Origin of the sequence: Sphingobium cloacae (genome assembly GCF_002355855.1) — a bacterium.
Classification (GTDB): domain Bacteria; phylum Pseudomonadota; class Alphaproteobacteria; order Sphingomonadales; family Sphingomonadaceae; genus Sphingobium; species Sphingobium cloacae.
Genome location: NZ_AP017655.1, coordinates 1,105,109 through 1,119,552, shown reverse-complemented (window position 1 = coordinate 1,119,552; position 14,444 = coordinate 1,105,109). Strand labels below are relative to the sequence as shown.

General features: G+C 65.7%; 16 protein-coding genes. 10 read left to right on the top strand and 6 right to left on the bottom strand.

What is annotated here, in order from left to right; genetic code table 11:
• Position 1 precedes the first annotated feature (1 nt).
• The 7 genes from SCLO_RS24175 to SCLO_RS05435 all read left to right on the top strand — a co-directional run bounded on the left by SCLO_RS24175 (position 2) and on the right by SCLO_RS05435 (position 6,139).
• The gene (locus SCLO_RS24175; RefSeq protein ID WP_255210239.1) at positions 2–130 is read left to right on the top strand and encodes a hypothetical protein; all 129 of its coding nucleotides are present in this window, start codon (positions 2–4) and stop codon (positions 128–130) included.
• Positions 127–573 carry a cytochrome c maturation protein CcmE gene (gene ccmE, locus SCLO_RS05460; protein ID WP_066517484.1) on the top strand — a complete coding sequence of 149 codons (447 nt, stop codon included), beginning with the start codon at positions 127–129 and terminating at the stop codon, positions 571–573. The genes SCLO_RS24175 and ccmE overlap by 4 nt, the downstream gene beginning before the upstream one ends.
• Positions 570–2,498, top strand: a complete 1,929-nt coding sequence (locus tag SCLO_RS05455) for a heme lyase CcmF/NrfE family subunit (RefSeq protein ID WP_066517486.1) — start codon at positions 570–572, stop codon at positions 2,496–2,498. The genes ccmE and SCLO_RS05455 overlap by 4 nt, the downstream gene beginning before the upstream one ends.
• Positions 2,495–3,022: a DsbE family thiol:disulfide interchange protein gene (locus SCLO_RS05450; protein ID WP_096362204.1), complete on the top strand. Its 528-nt coding sequence runs from the start codon at positions 2,495–2,497 to the stop codon at positions 3,020–3,022. The genes SCLO_RS05455 and SCLO_RS05450 overlap by 4 nt, the downstream gene beginning before the upstream one ends.
• A complete protein-coding gene (locus SCLO_RS05445; protein ID WP_066517490.1) occupies positions 3,019–3,429 on the top strand; it encodes a cytochrome c-type biogenesis protein in 411 nt (136 codons plus the stop codon). The genes SCLO_RS05450 and SCLO_RS05445 overlap by 4 nt, the downstream gene beginning before the upstream one ends.
• A complete protein-coding gene (locus tag SCLO_RS05440; protein WP_066517492.1) occupies positions 3,426–4,070 on the top strand; it encodes a tetratricopeptide repeat protein in 645 nt (214 codons plus the stop codon). The genes SCLO_RS05445 and SCLO_RS05440 overlap by 4 nt, the downstream gene beginning before the upstream one ends.
• A 140-nt stretch (positions 4,071–4,210) precedes the next feature.
• Positions 4,211–6,139 carry a potassium transporter Kup gene (locus tag SCLO_RS05435; protein WP_066517493.1) on the top strand — a complete coding sequence of 643 codons (1,929 nt, stop codon included), beginning with the start codon at positions 4,211–4,213 and terminating at the stop codon, positions 6,137–6,139.
• Between the two features lie 249 nt (positions 6,140–6,388).
• On the opposite strand, the gene SCLO_RS05430 is transcribed toward SCLO_RS05435, so the two are convergent.
• A complete protein-coding gene (locus SCLO_RS05430; RefSeq protein ID WP_066517494.1) occupies positions 6,389–6,976 on the bottom strand; it encodes a malonic semialdehyde reductase in 588 nt (195 codons plus the stop codon).
• 126 nt (positions 6,977–7,102) lie between these two features.
• On the bottom strand, positions 7,103–7,594 hold the full coding sequence (locus tag SCLO_RS05425; RefSeq protein WP_066517495.1) for a flavin reductase family protein: 492 nt from the start codon (positions 7,592–7,594) through the stop codon (positions 7,103–7,105).
• 2 nt (positions 7,595–7,596) lie between these two features.
• On the opposite strand from SCLO_RS05425, the gene SCLO_RS23260 reads away from it, so the two are divergent.
• The gene (locus tag SCLO_RS23260; RefSeq protein WP_157080312.1) at positions 7,597–7,767 is read left to right on the top strand and encodes a hypothetical protein; all 171 of its coding nucleotides are present in this window, start codon (positions 7,597–7,599) and stop codon (positions 7,765–7,767) included.
• Positions 7,768–7,842: 75 nt separating this feature from the next.
• Here the strand turns inward: SCLO_RS23260 and SCLO_RS05420 are convergent, their stop codons facing one another.
• Complete coding sequence (locus SCLO_RS05420) at positions 7,843–8,934, bottom strand: PA0069 family radical SAM protein (protein WP_066517544.1); 1,092 nt, start codon at positions 8,932–8,934, stop codon at positions 7,843–7,845.
• Between the two features lie 84 nt (positions 8,935–9,018).
• On the opposite strand from SCLO_RS05420, the gene SCLO_RS05415 reads away from it, so the two are divergent.
• Positions 9,019–9,528: a YbjN domain-containing protein gene (locus SCLO_RS05415; RefSeq protein ID WP_066517496.1), complete on the top strand. Its 510-nt coding sequence runs from the start codon at positions 9,019–9,021 to the stop codon at positions 9,526–9,528.
• A gap of 82 nt (positions 9,529–9,610) precedes the next feature.
• Here the strand turns inward: SCLO_RS05415 and moaB are convergent, their stop codons facing one another.
• The 3 genes from moaB to SCLO_RS05400 are packed head-to-tail and all read right to left on the bottom strand — an operon-like array spanning position 9,611 to position 12,649.
• On the bottom strand, positions 9,611–10,138 hold the full coding sequence (moaB, locus tag SCLO_RS05410) for a molybdenum cofactor biosynthesis protein B (RefSeq protein ID WP_066517498.1): 528 nt from the start codon (positions 10,136–10,138) through the stop codon (positions 9,611–9,613).
• 1 nt (position 10,139) lies between these two features.
• Positions 10,140–11,933, bottom strand: coding sequence for a lytic transglycosylase domain-containing protein (locus SCLO_RS05405; protein ID WP_066517500.1), 1,794 nt, complete (start codon positions 11,931–11,933; stop codon positions 10,140–10,142).
• On the bottom strand, positions 11,930–12,649 hold the full coding sequence (locus tag SCLO_RS05400; RefSeq protein WP_066517506.1) for a uracil-DNA glycosylase family protein: 720 nt from the start codon (positions 12,647–12,649) through the stop codon (positions 11,930–11,932). The genes SCLO_RS05405 and SCLO_RS05400 overlap by 4 nt, the downstream gene beginning before the upstream one ends.
• Positions 12,650–12,776: 127 nt before the next feature.
• Between SCLO_RS05400 and SCLO_RS05395 the strand changes: the two genes are divergently transcribed.
• Positions 12,777–14,429 (top strand): electron transfer flavoprotein-ubiquinone oxidoreductase, encoded by a 1,653-nt coding sequence (locus SCLO_RS05395; protein ID WP_066517507.1) that lies wholly within the window; start codon positions 12,777–12,779, stop codon positions 14,427–14,429.
• Positions 14,430–14,444: the final 15 nt, after the last annotated feature.

Genomic DNA, 14,444 nt, shown 5'->3' with positions numbered 1-14,444 from the left:
GATGAATCAATGGGCTTTCGTGGCGGCGGCCTATGCGCTTGCCTTTGTCGCGACGGCGGCGGTCGTCATCCAGAGCTGGCGCGCGATGCGGGCGGCTGAAGGACAGGCGGAGGACAGGACGCGGCCATGAAGGCGAAGCATCAACGGCTGATCCTGGCGCTGGCCGCGCTGGCGGCGCTGATCGGCGCGGGCCTGCTCGCGGCGTCGGCGCTGAAGGACGAGGCGGCCTATTTCTACACGCCGGACGATGTGAAGACGAAGGACGTGGAACCGGGCAAGGCGATCCGTCTGGGCGGCATGGTCGTGGGCGGCAGCCTGAAGCGCGCGGCGGACGGCGTGACGATCCATTTCGACGTGACGGACGGCAAGGCGACCGTGCCCGCCCGGTTCAGCGGCATCGCGCCGGACCTGTTCCGCGAAGGATCGGGCGTGGTCGCGGAGGGCGCTTTCGACGCGAAGGGCATCTTCCTCGCCACCAACCTGCTCGCCAAGCATGACGAACGCTATATGCCGCGCGAGCTGGAGGGGATTCAATATGACGAGAAAACCCACGAGATGAAGGCCAGGCCATGATCGCGGAAGCCGGATTGGCGGCGCTCTGGCTGGCCGGGGCGCTCGCGCTGCTGCAACTGGCGCTGGTCGCGATGGGGCTGGCCGGGGGCAAGGGGGAGTTGCTGGGCGCCGTGCGGCCCGTCGCGGTGTCGCAGGGCGCGTTGACGGCTCTGGCCTTCGTGCTGCTGATCCTGCTGTTCCTGCGGTCGGACATGTCTGTCATGCTGGTCGTCACCAACAGCCATTCGATGAAGCCGTGGCTCTACAAGTTCGCCGGGACGTGGGGCAATCACGAAGGGTCGATGCTGCTCTGGGTGACGGTGATGGGCGTCGCGGGAAGCGCGGTCGCCCTGTTCGAGCGGGCGTTGCGGCGTGAAGCCCATATGGCGACGCTGGGCGCGCAGGCCGCGATCAGCCTGGGTTTCTATGCGTTCCTGCTTTTTTCTTCCAATCCCTTCGCCCGGATCGATCCGCCGCCGCCGGACGGGCAGGGGCTCAATCCGCTGTTGCAGGACCCCGGCCTCGCCTTTCACCCGCCGACGCTGTATCTGGGCTATGTGGGGCTGTCGGTGGCCTTTTCCTTTGCCGTGGGAGCATTGCTGACGCGGCAGGTGGACGCGGCCTTCGCGCGGGCGATGCGGCCATGGGTGCTGGCGGCGTGGGTGATGCTGACGCTGGGGATCACGGCGGGCAGCTATTGGGCCTATTATGAACTGGGCTGGGGCGGCTGGTGGTTCTGGGACCCGGTGGAGAATGCCTCGCTGATGCCGTGGCTGGCGGCGACGGCGCTGCTGCATAGCGTGACGGTGCTGGCGACGCGGGACGCCTTGCGCGCGTGGACGGTGATGCTGGCCGTGATCGCCTTTTCCATGTCGATGGTCGGCACCTTCCTCGTCCGGTCGGGCATTTTGACGAGCGTGCACGCCTTCGCTGTCGACCCGGAGCGGGGCAGCTTCATCCTGGCCCTGCTGGCGATCTATATCGGCGGCGCGTTCGCGCTGTTCGGCTGGCGGATCGGGGCCGTGCGGGAAGGCGCGCCCTTCGAACTGGTGAGCCGCGAGACGATGCTGGTGGTCAACAACCTGCTGTTGTCGGTCATATTGGGGCTGGTGCTGATCGGGACGCTCTATCCGCTGCTGACGGAGGCGTTCGGGCACAAGGTTTCGGTGGGCGCGCCCTATTTCGACCGGATCGCGGGGCCGATCGCGCTGCTGCTGCTGATCGCGATGGCCGCCGGGCCGCTCACGCGCTGGCGACGGGACCGTTTCCGCGCCGTGGCGGGGCGATTGCTGGTGCCGGGGATCGTCGCGCTCGTGACATTGGCGCTGGTCGTGGCGCTGGCCTGGGGGCGGATCGGCCTATTGCCCCTGCTCGGCCTTGTGGTCGCGACGGGCGTGGGCGTGGGGAGCCTCGCGCCCCTGTGGAAGCGAAACCTGCGCCGCACGCCGCTCTTCACCTGGGGCATGGTGATCGCGCATCTGGGCTGCGCGGTCAGTCTGGGCGGCATGGCGTCCGATTCCGCCTTCACCGTGGAGAAGCTGGTGGCCGCGCGGCCCGGCGACACCATCGAGACGGCCGGCTGGAAGCTGCACTTCGACAAGATCATGCCGATGGCCGGCGACAACTGGACGGCGTTGCAGGCGGACATGAGCGCGAGCCGGGGCGGCGGCAGGGCGATCGCCATCCATCCGCAATCGCGTTTCTTCGCTTCCCCGCCGACGACCACGACCGAAGCGGCGCTGCTGACCCGCTGGAACGGGCAGCTTTATGTCGTGCTGGGGCAGGAAACGGAGGATGGCCGCTGGCAGGTCCGCGTCTGGTGGAAGCCGTTCGTGACCTTCATCTGGCTGGGCGGCTTCATGATCGCGCTGGGCGGCGTGCTGGCGCTGATAGGGCGTGAGCGGCGCGGATGGCTGATGAAATGGCGGGCGAGGGCGGCGGCATGAGGAAAGCGCTGATCTGGCTGCCGCTGGTCCTGTTCCTCGGCTTTTTCGGCCTGTTCGCGAGCGGGCTGCTCAAGCCCGACGACCGGCTCATCACGTCCAAGCTGGTGGGCAAGCCCTTGCCCGCCTTCACCCTTCCGGCGGCGGCGAGCGACCGGCCCGCGCTGGCGAGCGCGCAGCTTGCGACCGGCAGGCCGCGCCTGCTCAACATCTTCGCCAGCTGGTGCGTGCCCTGCGCGGCGGAAGCGCCGCAGCTGATGGCGCTCAAACAGGCGGGCGTGGAGATCGACGCCATCGCGATTCGCGATGCGCGGACCGATGTGGACCGCTTCCTCGCCCGCTACGGCAATCCCTATGCCCGCATCGGCCTCGACGCCCGCAGCGCCGTGCAGATCGCGCTGGGATCGTCCGGCGTGCCGGAGACGTTCGTGATCGATGGCAAGGGGCAGATCGCCTATCAGCATATCGGCGACATCCGGGCGGACGACGTGCCGATGATCCTCGACCGGCTGAGGGCCGCGCGATGAGGGCGCTGCTGGCCCTTCTGCTGATGCTGGCGGGCGCGCCGGTGCTGGCCCAGTCCGCGCTGCCGCCCGCGCCCTATGCCGACCGGCAGATCGACGACCCGGCGCTGGAGAAGAAGGCGCGGGTGCTGATGGAGACGATCCGCTGCCTCACCTGCCAGAGCCAGTCCATCGCCGACAGCCATGCCAGCATGGCGGGCGACATGCGATCGGAGATTCGCCAGCGGATCATGGCGGGCGAGCAGCCGGAGCATATCCGCGCCTGGCTGATCGAGCGTTATGGCGATTGGGTGAGCTATGAACCGACCGCCGCGCCGATCCTGTGGCCGCTCTGGGGCGCGCCGGTGGTGTTGCTGGCGCTGGGGCTGCTGCTGCTGCGCGGGCGAATCAAGCGGAGGAAACGGCCATGACGGGATGGGTGGTCGCCGCGGGCCTCGCGCTGCTGGTGCTGGCGGTTCTGTTCTATGCCGTGTCCATTCCCCGGATGGCGCGGGAAATCACGGCGGCCGCCTTGCTCCTGGGGCTGGCGGGCTATGCATGGCAGGGCAATCCGGGCCTGGCCGGGGCCCCCCGCAAGGCCGCCGGGGCGCAAGCGGGCTCCTTCGACGAGGGGCTGGCGGAGCAGCGGCGGGCTTTGGCCGAACGCTATGGCCCGGCGGGGCAGTGGCTGATGATGTCCGACGGGCTGGGCCGCCAGGGCAAGACCAGGGAAGCGGCCAACGTGCTACTGTCCGGGCTGCGCCAGACGCCGGACGATCCCAATCTCTGGCTGGGCCTTGGCAATGCGCTGGTCGACCATGCCGACGGCGTGGTGTCGCCGGGCGCGCAGTTCGCCTATCGCCGCGCCATGGCCGTGGATGAAAAAGCCATCGCGCCGCGCTTCTTCTATGGGCTCGCCCTGGCGAGAAGCGGCCAGTTGCAGCCCGCGCGCGACCTTTGGGCGCCGCTGGAGCAGACCTTGCCGGAAGGCAGCAAGCTCAAGGCGGAACTCAAGGCCAATATCGCGCGTATCGACGCCCTGCTGGCATCGGAAGGCGCCAATCCCCAATAGGAGTCCCGAATAGGAGCAGTCAGGCGCAGGCGCATTGCACGGGTGAAAGAGGCATGATAGGGGCCACAGCCGTTTGCAGGGCGAAAGCGCTTCGCCCCTTGCACAGGTGTCGAAAAGCATGACCATTCGGCGTTTCCTTCATGGCTGAACAGACGGGCAACGGCACGGCCATTGCAGCGGATGAAGAAGAACATGGCCACGGCCATGTCCGGCAGAAGGCGACCGCGAAGCTGGTCGTCGGCGCGATCGGCATCGTCTTCGGCGACATCGGCACCAGCCCGCTCTACGCCTTCCGCGAAACCTTCGCGGGGCATCATCATCTCGATCTCGACCCCGATCATATATTGGGCGTCATCAGCCTGATGTTCTGGTCCATGATGCTGGTCGTGACGCTCAAATATGTCTCGATCATCATGCGGGCCGACAATAAGGGCGAGGGCGGCAGCCTGGCCCTGCTGGCGCTCATCAACGGCCAGACGAAGACGCCGCGCTGGTCGGGCGGCATCATCCTGCTGGGCGTGTTCGCGACATCGCTTTTCTACGGCGACTCGATGATCACGCCGGCGGTGTCCGTGCTGTCGGCGGTGGAAGGGCTTGCCGTCTACAATCCCGGCCTGGCCCCGGCGATCCTGCCCGTGGCGGTGGTGATCCTCTTTGCGCTGTTCTGGATTCAGGGATGGGGGACCAGCCGGGTCGCGTCGCTGTTCGGACCGATCATGCTGCTCTATTTCGTGACGATCGCGGCATTGGGCGTCATCAGCATCATGAAGACGCCGGGAATCGTCTTCGCGCTCAATCCCTATTGGGCGTTCATGTTCTTCGCGACCGATCCGCTGCCCGCTTTCCTGGCGCTTGGCGCGGTGGTTCTGGCGGTGACCGGCGCGGAGGCGCTCTATGCCGACATGGGGCATTTCGGGCGCAGTCCGATCCGGGTGTCGTGGCTGGCCTTCGTCCTGCCCGCCCTGATGCTGAACTATATGGGGCAGGGCGCGCTGCTGTTCCGGGAGGGCGCGGCGGCGCTGCACAGTCCCTTCTACCATCTGGCGCCGCAATGGGGACAATTGCCGCTGGTGGTGCTTGCCACCATGGCGGCGGTCATCGCCAGCCAGGCGGTGATTTCCGGCGCTTTCTCCGTGACGCAGCAGGCGATCCAGCTCGGTTTCATGCCGCGCCTGCGGATCGCGCATACCAGCGCTTCGACGGCGGGGCAGATCTACATCCCCCTCGTCAACTGGGGGCTGATGACGATGGTCATCCTGCTGGTGCTGGTGTTCCAGACCTCCTCCAACCTGACGGCGGCCTATGGCATCGCCGTGACGGGGGCGATGTTCATCGACAATCTGCTGCTGACGGTGGTGCTCTATCGCCTGTGGCGCTGGCGCTGGTATTATGCCGCGCCGCTGCTGGCGGTATTCTTCATCGTCGACGGGGCCTATCTCGCGGCGAACCTGACCAAGGTGCCGGATGGCGGCTGGTTCCCGCTGCTGATCGGCTTCGTGGTGTTCACGCTGCTCACCACCTGGTCGCGCGGGCGCAAGCTGATGCAGGACCGGCTGCGCGAAGCCGCCATGCCGATCCCGGTGTTCGTGGCGTCGGCGGCCAACAGCGCCGTGCGGGTGCCGGGAACCGCGGTGTTCATGACCTCGACCCCCGATGGCGTGCCCCACGCGCTGCTCCATAACCTCAAGCACAACAAGGTGCTGCATGAGCGGGTCATCCTGCTGACCGTCAAGATCAAGGACGTGCCGGTGGTCGAGGATGACGGTCGGTGCAAGCTGGAGGATCTGGGGCGCGGTTTCTTCCGGCTGGTGCTGCAATATGGGTTCATGCAGGAGCCGGACGTTCCCGCCGCGCTCAAGAACGTCACCGGCTGCGGCCAGACGTTCAGGATGATGGACACCAGCTTCTTCCTGGCGCGGCAGACGCTGCTGCCTTCGTCCAAGCCGGGGATGCCGCTGTGGCGGGAGAAGATTTTCGCCTGGATGCTGCGGAACGCGGAAAGCGCGATGGAATTCTTCCGCCTGCCGACCAATCGCGTGGTCGAACTGGGCAGCCAGGTCGAGATTTGAGCGAAGTGCGGGTCGAGGATTGGCTGTTTCCGGCCATTCTCAGATACTCCTTCATCCGTTCGGGCTGAGCTTGTCGAAGGGCCCTTCACTGAGCGGAGCGAAGTAGCCTCCCTACGGTCGGCCGTGCCCTTCGACTTCGCTCAGGGCGAACGGAATGAAGAAAGCGGACCGTCGCCAATCCACCCAAAACCGTCAAAAAAGCCCGGCCCCCTCGCAGGAACCGGGTTTTCCCATGCAACATCCACCCTATCACAAAATCTGGCAGGCGTCCTCGAACTTGAGGCGGGGCAGGCGGTCGAAGGGTTCGTCGATGCCGTGGCCTAGGGTGCAAAGGAAGTTGGACCTGACCTGCGTCCCCGCGAAGAAATCCGCGTCCAGCGCCGCATTGTCGAAACCCGACATCGGGCCGCAATCCAGCCCCAGCGAACGCGCCGCCAGCATCAGATAGGCGCCCTGGAGCGTCGCGTTGCGGAAGGCGGTCTCCTGCTTCACCGCTTCCTCGCCGAACCAGTGCTGCGCGCCCGGATTGTGCGGGAAGAGCTCGGGAATCTTCTTCGCGAAATCCAGGTCCTGCGCGATGATGACGATGGCAGGCGCGTCGACGCTCTTGGCCGCGTTGGTGTCGGACATATGTTTCGCGACGCGGGCCTTGGCCTCCTCGCTGGTGCAGAAGACGAAGCGGGCGGGCGACACATTGGCCGATGTCGGCCCCATTTTCAGCAGATCGTAGATCCGGTGCCAGGTGCTGTCGGGCAATGTCTCCTTGCGCCACTGGTTGCGCGAGCGGGCCGAAAGGAAAAGCTGGGAAAGCGCGGCATCATCAAGATGTTCGGACACGGACTGGTTTCTCCTGCCTTGGAATGATCGCCCCTCTTAGCCGGAGGCAGCGGGACAAGGATAGGGGCCTGGGAATAAAGGTGACTTCCTTCCCGCAAAAGGATGGAGGTTCAGCCTTTCAGCCTTTCAGCCTTTCAGCCGCGAGGCCGAAGCGAAGGTGCCGTCCACCCAGACCAGCGGATCGATTTCCGGATGGTTCACGATGCCGGTGATCTCGCCGGTATAGAGGATATGGGTCGACACTTCGAACGCGCCGGACTTGCGGCACATCATGCTGGCGACCGCATCGCCCAGGACCGGGGGGCCATGGGGATCAAGCCGCCAATCGCCGGTTTCGAAACGCTCGCGGCCCTTCTTCTGGCCGCTGAAGACGCCGACCAGCCCCTGATGCCGGGCAGCGAGCAGGTTGACGCAGAAAGTCTCTTCGTCGGCCAAGAGCGGCGCGATGCTGGCGTTGCGGTTGACCGCGACGATCAGCGTCGGCGGATCGGCGGTGACGGACATGACGGCCGTCGCGGCCATGCCGGTGCATTCGTCGCCCTTGCCGGCCGTGACGATGGCGATGGTGGTGGCGAGGCGACGCATCGCCTGTTTGAAATCATCCGTAAGATCGGTCATCAATGGCCTTCCTCAATCAAGCAGGACGCGATATTCCCTATGGGCCGCATTCTTCAAATGGTTTCTTGGCGATCTGGATCGCGTTCATGCCGGCGGGCCAGCCCGAACAGGGCGTGGCATCGGTAATCGGCTCGGACAGGTCCTCCCTGGTCACCCCATTATCGAGCGTATGACCGATAGGGAAGGGAAGCTGTTCGAGGCGCCCCCTTTTCCTGAGGATATGGCCGGAAGAGGACAGGCGGACCGGGTCAGCGCTCCTGTTCCTCGAGGATCTGGAAAAGCCGCATCTGCGGCCCTTCGGGAGGACGGAAGAGGTCGGTCCTGACCATCAGGCGATCGCCCGTGAAGCCCGCGCGCTTGCGCGCCTTGACGAAGCGGGCGCGGATCAGGTCGGCCCATACGCCCTGTCCCCTCATGCGCGTCGTGAAATTCGGATCATTGTCCCGCCCGCCGCGCATGTCGCGGATGATCGACATGACCTTTGCGGCCCTGTCCGGATAATGCACGTCCAGCCAGGCGCGGAACAACGGCGCGACTTCATGGGGCAGGCGGATGGGGATATAGCTCGCCTCGCGCGCGCCTGCCTGCGATACGCGCTCGACGATCGCCTCTATTTCATGATCGGTGATCGCCGGGATGATGGGCGAAAGACTGGCGAGGATGGGAATGCCGGCTTCCGCAAGCTGGCGGATCGCTTCGATGCGCCGCAGGGGATGGGGCGCCCTTGGCTCCAGCGTGCGCGCCACCGCCGGGTCGAGCGAGGTGACGGAAATCGCCACCGACACCAGCCGGTCGCGCGCCATGTCCGCCAGCAGGTCGATGTCCCTCAGGATGCGGTTCGATTTGGTGGTGATGAACACGGGATGGCGACACTCGGCCAGGACCTCAAGGCATTGGCGCGTGATCCGCCAATCCTTTTCGATCGGCTGATAGGGATCGGTGTTGGTGCCCATGGCGATGGGCGCGACCGCATAATTGCTTCGCGACAGCTCCGCGCGCAGCAGCTTCGCCGCGTCGGGTTTCGCGAACAGGCGCGTTTCGAAGTCGAGCCCCGGCGACAGGTCGTGATAGGCATGGGTCGGCCGCGCGAAGCAGTAGATGCAGCCATGCTCGCAGCCGCGATAGGCATTGATGGATTGGCTGAAGCCGATGTCCGGCGAGTTGTTCCGGGTGATGATGCGGCGGGCCTGTTCGACCGTCACGCTCGTACGGCGGCGCGGCGCGGGACCGTCGATGGCAGGCAGCGCGTCGAGCCAGTCGCCGTCCGCCTCCCGCACGGGAAGATGGAAACGGCCGCTCGTTTCGTTCCGCGTCGCGCCCCTGCCTTTTTCGTTGGCCATGCGTGAATAGAACATATAGTGAACAATTTGACAAGGGGGCAGCAATCGGGTCACTGGCCGGGAAAAACCAGCCAAGGACGTTCCATGCGCGCTATTCTCACCAGTCTCACCCTTGCGGTTGCCGCCTTTGCCACGCCCGCCTTCGCGCTGGATGAGGAGCCGTGCGGCAAGAACATGGTGTGCGCCAGCAATCCGCAATCGGTGGCCGATGCCGTGCAGGCCGCCGGTTACAAGGCGGTCCTGTCCAAAAGCACCACCACCGGCAATCCGATGATCGAAAGCGCCGCCAGCGGATATAATTATTCGATCTTCTTCTACGAATGCGAGGACGGGAAGAAGTGCGGCTCGATCCAGTTCCAGATCAGCTTCGAGGATGACGGGGCGAATACGTTCGAACTCGCCAACAAGTGGAACAGCAGCAAGCGGTTCAGCCAGATGGCGGTGTCCGACGACAAGTCGCTGGTGGTCAGCTATGACGTGGCGACCATCGGCGGCCTCAACCGGAAGAATTTCGCCGATGTGGTGGACTGGTGGGCGCTGATGCTGGGTGAACTCAGCAAGTTCTTCAAGGAAAATCCCGCGCCCAAGGCGTGAGGCGACGCGGTGTCCCGCTCTGCTTCTTTTTGTTTTCCGCATTCCGCGGGCCGTCGGCTGTTCCAGCCGACTTCAGAATGCTCTAGCGTTCGTTGAGGCGCGGCATCAGTTCGACGAAATTGCAGGGGCGGAAACGGCTGTCCAACTGGCTGACGAGGATGCCGTCCCAGGCGTCCTTCACCGCGCCGGTGGAACCGGGCAGCGCGAAGATATAGGTGCCCCGCGCGACGCAGGCGGTGGCGCGCGACTGGATGGTCGACGTGCCGATGCTCTGATAGCTCAGCCAGCGGAAAAGCTCCCCGAAACCGGGGATTTCCTTGTCCTGCACTTGCGCCAGGGCCTCGGGCGTCACGTCCCGGCCGGTCACCCCGGTGCCGCCGGTGGTGATGATGCAATCGACCTGCGGATCGTCGATCCACGCATGAAGACGCGCGACGATGGCGGAACGCTCGTCCCGCTCGACATGGCGGTCGGCGAGGATGTGGCCCGCCGTCCCGATCCGCTCGACCAGCGCGTCGCCGGAGCGATCCTCCGCCAATGTCCTGCTGTCGGAAACGGTGAGCACGGCGATGCGGACCGGAAGGAACGGCCGGCTTTCGTCGACGGGCATGTCAGTCGCTGCCGCCCGCCATCACGCTTTTCCCTTCGGCGCGCGACAGGCGGACCAGACGGCTGCCCTTGGCGCCGGGGAAGGTCGGCCACAGGCCCTGCGCCATGCCGGTGAGGCCGTCCGCCTTGCCCTGCGCCTGGATCTGGTACATCCAATAGTTGCGCATGACGATGTTCACATAGGCGCGGGTTTCATAATAGGGCAGCGATTCCATGAAGAGCAGCGGATCGCCATTGTCCTTCACCTGCGTGTTCCACCGCTGCACGGGAAGCGGCCCGGCATTGTAGGCGGCCATCACCTTGGGCAGCAGCCCGCCGGTCGCGCTCATGTCGCGCAGGGTTTCCAGATAGCGCTGGCCATATTCCATGTTGGTGGACGGCACGAACAACTGCGCGGCGGAGGCGAGCCCCATGTCGCTGCCGGTGCCGGGGCGCACCTGCATCAGCCCGCGCGCGCCCGCCGAACTGACGGCATCGGCGCGGAAACCGGATTCCTGAAGGGTATGGGCGAACACCAGTGACGGGTCGACGCGCCAGCCGCCATCGGGCTTCCAGTCGGGGGCGGGGAAGCGGGCGAAACTTTCCGGCTGCTTTCCGGCGGGGCCGTTATGGGCCAGCCACAATTGCGTCGCGGGCAGGTTGAGCGCGCTGGCGAGGCGCAGCAGCGCGTCATATTGCGCGGTGCCGCCCAGCTTCGCCTGATAGCGCAGGGCTTCTTCGGCTTTGCCCGACTGGCCGATGGCGGCGAAGACGATCGCCGCGCGGACATTGGGATTGCCCTTGATCTGCTGCCAATCCGCTTCGCCGAAGCGCGCGCCCACCGCCGCGCCGCCGAGCGGCAGGCCCAGCGATTCGCGGGCAAGGAGGCCGTAGAAGGTTTCTTCGGAACGCGCTGCTATCCGCAGCAGATTCTGGACCTTTTCGGCCTGGCCGCAGACCATATAGGCGCGGGCTGCCCAATAGGCGCCCGCCGATCGCATGTCGGCATTCCCCGCCAGCGCCGCCACATTGGCGAAAGCCGGGGCTGCGGCCACGCAGTCATTCTGGCGCCATGCGGCAAGGCCGGCCGTCCAGTGCGCCTGCACCGCCCAATCGCCTCCCGACCGCACTTCGAGCGCCCTGGCGGCCATGCGCCGCGCGTTGTTATCGTCGCTTTCGATATAATAGGACCAGGCGACCCGCTGGCGCACTTCGGTCAGCCCCTCCGGCGTCAGGCCCGCTTCGCCGGTGGCGAGCAGCGCCTCGGCCCCGGCAGGGTCGTCATTCTTGACGAAATTCTGGATGCGGCTGGCAAGGTTCTGCGCCAGCATGTCCGTCTTGGTCGCGCGCACATATTCGCGGCGCGGCGCGGAACCGAGCCAGACCAGTTTCTGCACCTGCGGAAGATCGGGGAGAATGGTCGCGCCGCGCTTCTGGGCCATGCGGGAAAGCTGATCCGCGCGCGGCAGCCACGACGCCTTGTTGAGCAGGTCGAGCAGGTCGAACAGTTCGACGCGCGGCGAATCCTTCGCCGTATAGAGTTCGGCCAGCGCCACGGCCCGCATGGGGTCCTGTTGATCGAGGGACAGGATCATGGCCTTGGCGTCGGCCCATTTCTGGTCCTGAAGCGACGCGAAGATGGCGGCATAACGCGCCCTGTCCCCGTCGCTGAGGCGCAGCGGGCCGGAGTCCGAAGCGCTCGCCTTCACCGGCAGGGTTGCCATCGATGTCGTCGTTTCGGCCTTTGCGGGAATGACGGCCGCCGCGCCGATCATCAGGCAGGCGAGGCGGGAGAGGCGGGTTGCGGCGCGAATCACGAACGGCTTTCCTCGATCAGGCTTTGCAGGACACGCCAGCATTCCGCCTTCGCCGCCGGTTGGGTGAGCAGGAGGCGCGGATGAAATGTGGCAATGACGGGCAGGGTGCCGCCATCATGGTTAAAAAATCGTAAACCATCGGCCTCCTCGGAGGCGCCCGGCGGCAAAAGGGCACGGCTGGTCCGGTCTCCCAGCAGCAGCAGCCGCCTGGGCGCCGCCAGCGCGACATGGGCGCGCATCCGGCGCGCGGCGAAATCGATGTCGCTGGCCTCCACCATGCCGCCGGGCGGACGAGCGGTGAAGAGGGAGGCGATGTAGACATCCGCGCGGCTCATGCCGATGGCGCGCAACATGGCGTCCAGCAGGGCGCCGGTGCGGTCGGCAAACAGGCCGTTCGCGCTCACGTCCGCCGGATCGGGCATGTCGGTGACGATCATGACCGGCGCGGCCTGCGGTCCCGCGGGCAGGATCGGCGAAGCGGGCCAGCGGCGTTCCGGCTGCGTCGCGTCGCCGGCCAGCCAGTCATGGAAAGCCGCGAGGGTGGAAGGCATGGCCGGCGCCGGGATGGCAGCGGCGGGTTTCGCGCCGGGGGCGGGAACCGGGCGCAGCCAGTTCACGGGACGCTCGCTCACCGCGCCGTCCGCTCCGGCCTGCGCCCACCACGCCAGATAGGCGTCGGCAGCCGCCGTCCAATCAATCTGCAATGCACCCCGCATGGCTCATTCAGGACCAGAGGTTGACGCCGTGGTCAAGAATCTTCATCGCGCTAGATGTCAGATTGTTGGAGTAATGCGGCGACCGGATGGGGGAGAGAAGCCAGCCGGTATGCCCGATGGAGGGAATATGAGCGAACGGGAATCGATGCCCTACGACATCGTCATCGTCGGCGGGGGGCCGGCGGGACTGTCGGCGGCGATCCGCCTGAAGCAACTGGCGAACGACGCAGGACAGGAACTGGCGGTATGCGTGCTGGAAAAGGGGTCGGAGATCGGCGCCCATATCCTGTCCGGGGCGGTGATCGATCCCAGGGCGCTGGATGAACTGTTGCCCCAATGGCGGGAACAGGGCTGTTCGCTGGCCGAAGTGCCGGTGACGGACAACCGGCACTGGTTCCTGACCACGGGCGGCAAGATGGCGATGCCGCACATCGTGACGCCCGGCTGGATGCACAACAAGGGCACCTATACCGGATCGCTGGGCAATCTTTGCCGCTGGCTGGCGGAGCAGGCCGAAGGGCTGGGCGTGGAAATCTTCCCCGGCTTCGCGGCGGCTGAAATCCTCTATCATGAGGATGGCAGCGTGAAGGGCGTCGCCACCGGCGACATGGGCATCGACCGCGAGGGCAATCGCAAGCCCGATTATCAGCCGGGACTGGAACTGCATGCCAAATACACCTTCTTCGCCGAAGGCGCGCGCGGCCACCTGACCAAGATATTGAAGCGCCAGTTCGATCTGGATGCCGACAGCGAGCCGCAGGTCTACGGCCTTGGCATGAAGGAATTGTGGGACATCGATCCCGCCAAGCATCAGCCGGGGCTGGTGATCCACACCCAGGGCTGGCCGCTGACGGACGCCTATGGCGGCGGCTTCCTCTATCACCAGGCCAATGGGCAGGTGGCGTTGGGCTTCGTGGTTGGCCTGGGCTATCGCAACCCCTATCTTTATCCGTTCGAGGAGTTCCAGCGCTGGAAACAGCATCCGGACATCCGCAAGTTCCTCGAAGGCGGCCGCCGCGTGTCCTACGGCGCGCGCGCGATCAACGAGGGCGGCTGGCAGTCGATCCCGAAGCTTGTCTTCCCCGGCGGCGCGCTGATCGGCTGTTCGGCGGGCTTCGTGAACGTGCCGCGCATCAAGGGCACGCACACCGCGATGAAGTCGGGCATGCTGGCCGCCGAAGCCGCGTTCGAGGCGATCCAGAACGAACGTGCCCGCGACGTGCTGCACGATTATGAGGACCGCCTGCGGTCGAGCTGGGTCGCGAAGGAACTGCAACTCGTCAAGAATGCCGAACCGCTGCTGTCGAAATTCGGCAACACCATCGGCACGCTGCTCGCCGGGATCGACATGTGGATGCGGACGCTCAAGATCGGCCTGCCCTTCACGATGAAGCACAAGCGGGACTGCGACAAGCTCTGGCCCAAGGACGCGTGCGAGAAGATCGCCTATCCCAAGCCCGATGGCGTGGTCAGCTTCGATCGCCTCTCCTCCGTGTTCCTGTCGAACACCAATCATGAGGAGGATCAGCCGGTCCATCTGCAACTGAAGGACCCGTCTATCCCGATCGGCTACAACCTGCCCCTCTATGACGAACCGGCGCAGCGTTATTGCCCGGCGGGCGTCTATGAAGTGGTGGGGCTGGATGAGGGTAATCCCCGCTTCCAGATCAACGCGCAGAATTGCGTCCATTGCAAGACCTGCGACATCAAGGACCCGACCCAGAATATCAACTGGGTCGTGCCCGAAGGCGGCGGAGGACCGAACTATCCCAATATGTAGGCGCATCGCCATCCT

Excerpts from the sequence above, each read along its gene's own strand:
- ccmE (WP_066517484.1), top strand. The coding sequence starts at position 127 with ATGAAGGCGAAGCATCAACGGCTGATCCTGGCGCTGGCCGCGCTGGCG.
- SCLO_RS05415 (WP_066517496.1), top strand. The coding sequence starts at position 9,019 with ATGCGCGCTATTCTCACCAGTCTCACCCTTGCGGTTGCCGCCTTTGCC.
- SCLO_RS05440 (WP_066517492.1), top strand. The coding sequence starts at position 3,426 with ATGACGGGATGGGTGGTCGCCGCGGGCCTCGCGCTGCTGGTGCTGGCG.
- SCLO_RS05450 (WP_096362204.1), top strand. The coding sequence starts at position 2,495 with ATGAGGAAAGCGCTGATCTGGCTGCCGCTGGTCCTGTTCCTCGGCTTT.
- SCLO_RS23260 (WP_157080312.1), top strand. The coding sequence starts at position 7,597 with ATGGCCTTCCTCAATCAAGCAGGACGCGATATTCCCTATGGGCCGCAT.
- moaB (WP_066517498.1), bottom strand. The coding sequence starts at position 10,138 with ATGCCCGTCGACGAAAGCCGGCCGTTCCTTCCGGTCCGCATCGCCGTG.
- SCLO_RS05445 (WP_066517490.1), top strand. The coding sequence starts at position 3,019 with ATGAGGGCGCTGCTGGCCCTTCTGCTGATGCTGGCGGGCGCGCCGGTG.
- SCLO_RS05420 (WP_066517544.1), bottom strand. The coding sequence starts at position 8,934 with ATGGCCAACGAAAAAGGCAGGGGCGCGACGCGGAACGAAACGAGCGGC.
- SCLO_RS24175 (WP_255210239.1), top strand. The coding sequence starts at position 2 with ATGAATCAATGGGCTTTCGTGGCGGCGGCCTATGCGCTTGCCTTTGTC.
- SCLO_RS05455 (WP_066517486.1), top strand. The coding sequence starts at position 570 with ATGATCGCGGAAGCCGGATTGGCGGCGCTCTGGCTGGCCGGGGCGCTC.
- SCLO_RS05395 (WP_066517507.1), top strand. The coding sequence starts at position 12,777 with ATGAGCGAACGGGAATCGATGCCCTACGACATCGTCATCGTCGGCGGG.
- SCLO_RS05425 (WP_066517495.1), bottom strand. The coding sequence starts at position 7,594 with ATGACCGATCTTACGGATGATTTCAAACAGGCGATGCGTCGCCTCGCC.
- SCLO_RS05400 (WP_066517506.1), bottom strand. The coding sequence starts at position 12,649 with ATGCGGGGTGCATTGCAGATTGATTGGACGGCGGCTGCCGACGCCTAT.
- SCLO_RS05435 (WP_066517493.1), top strand. The coding sequence starts at position 4,211 with ATGGCTGAACAGACGGGCAACGGCACGGCCATTGCAGCGGATGAAGAA.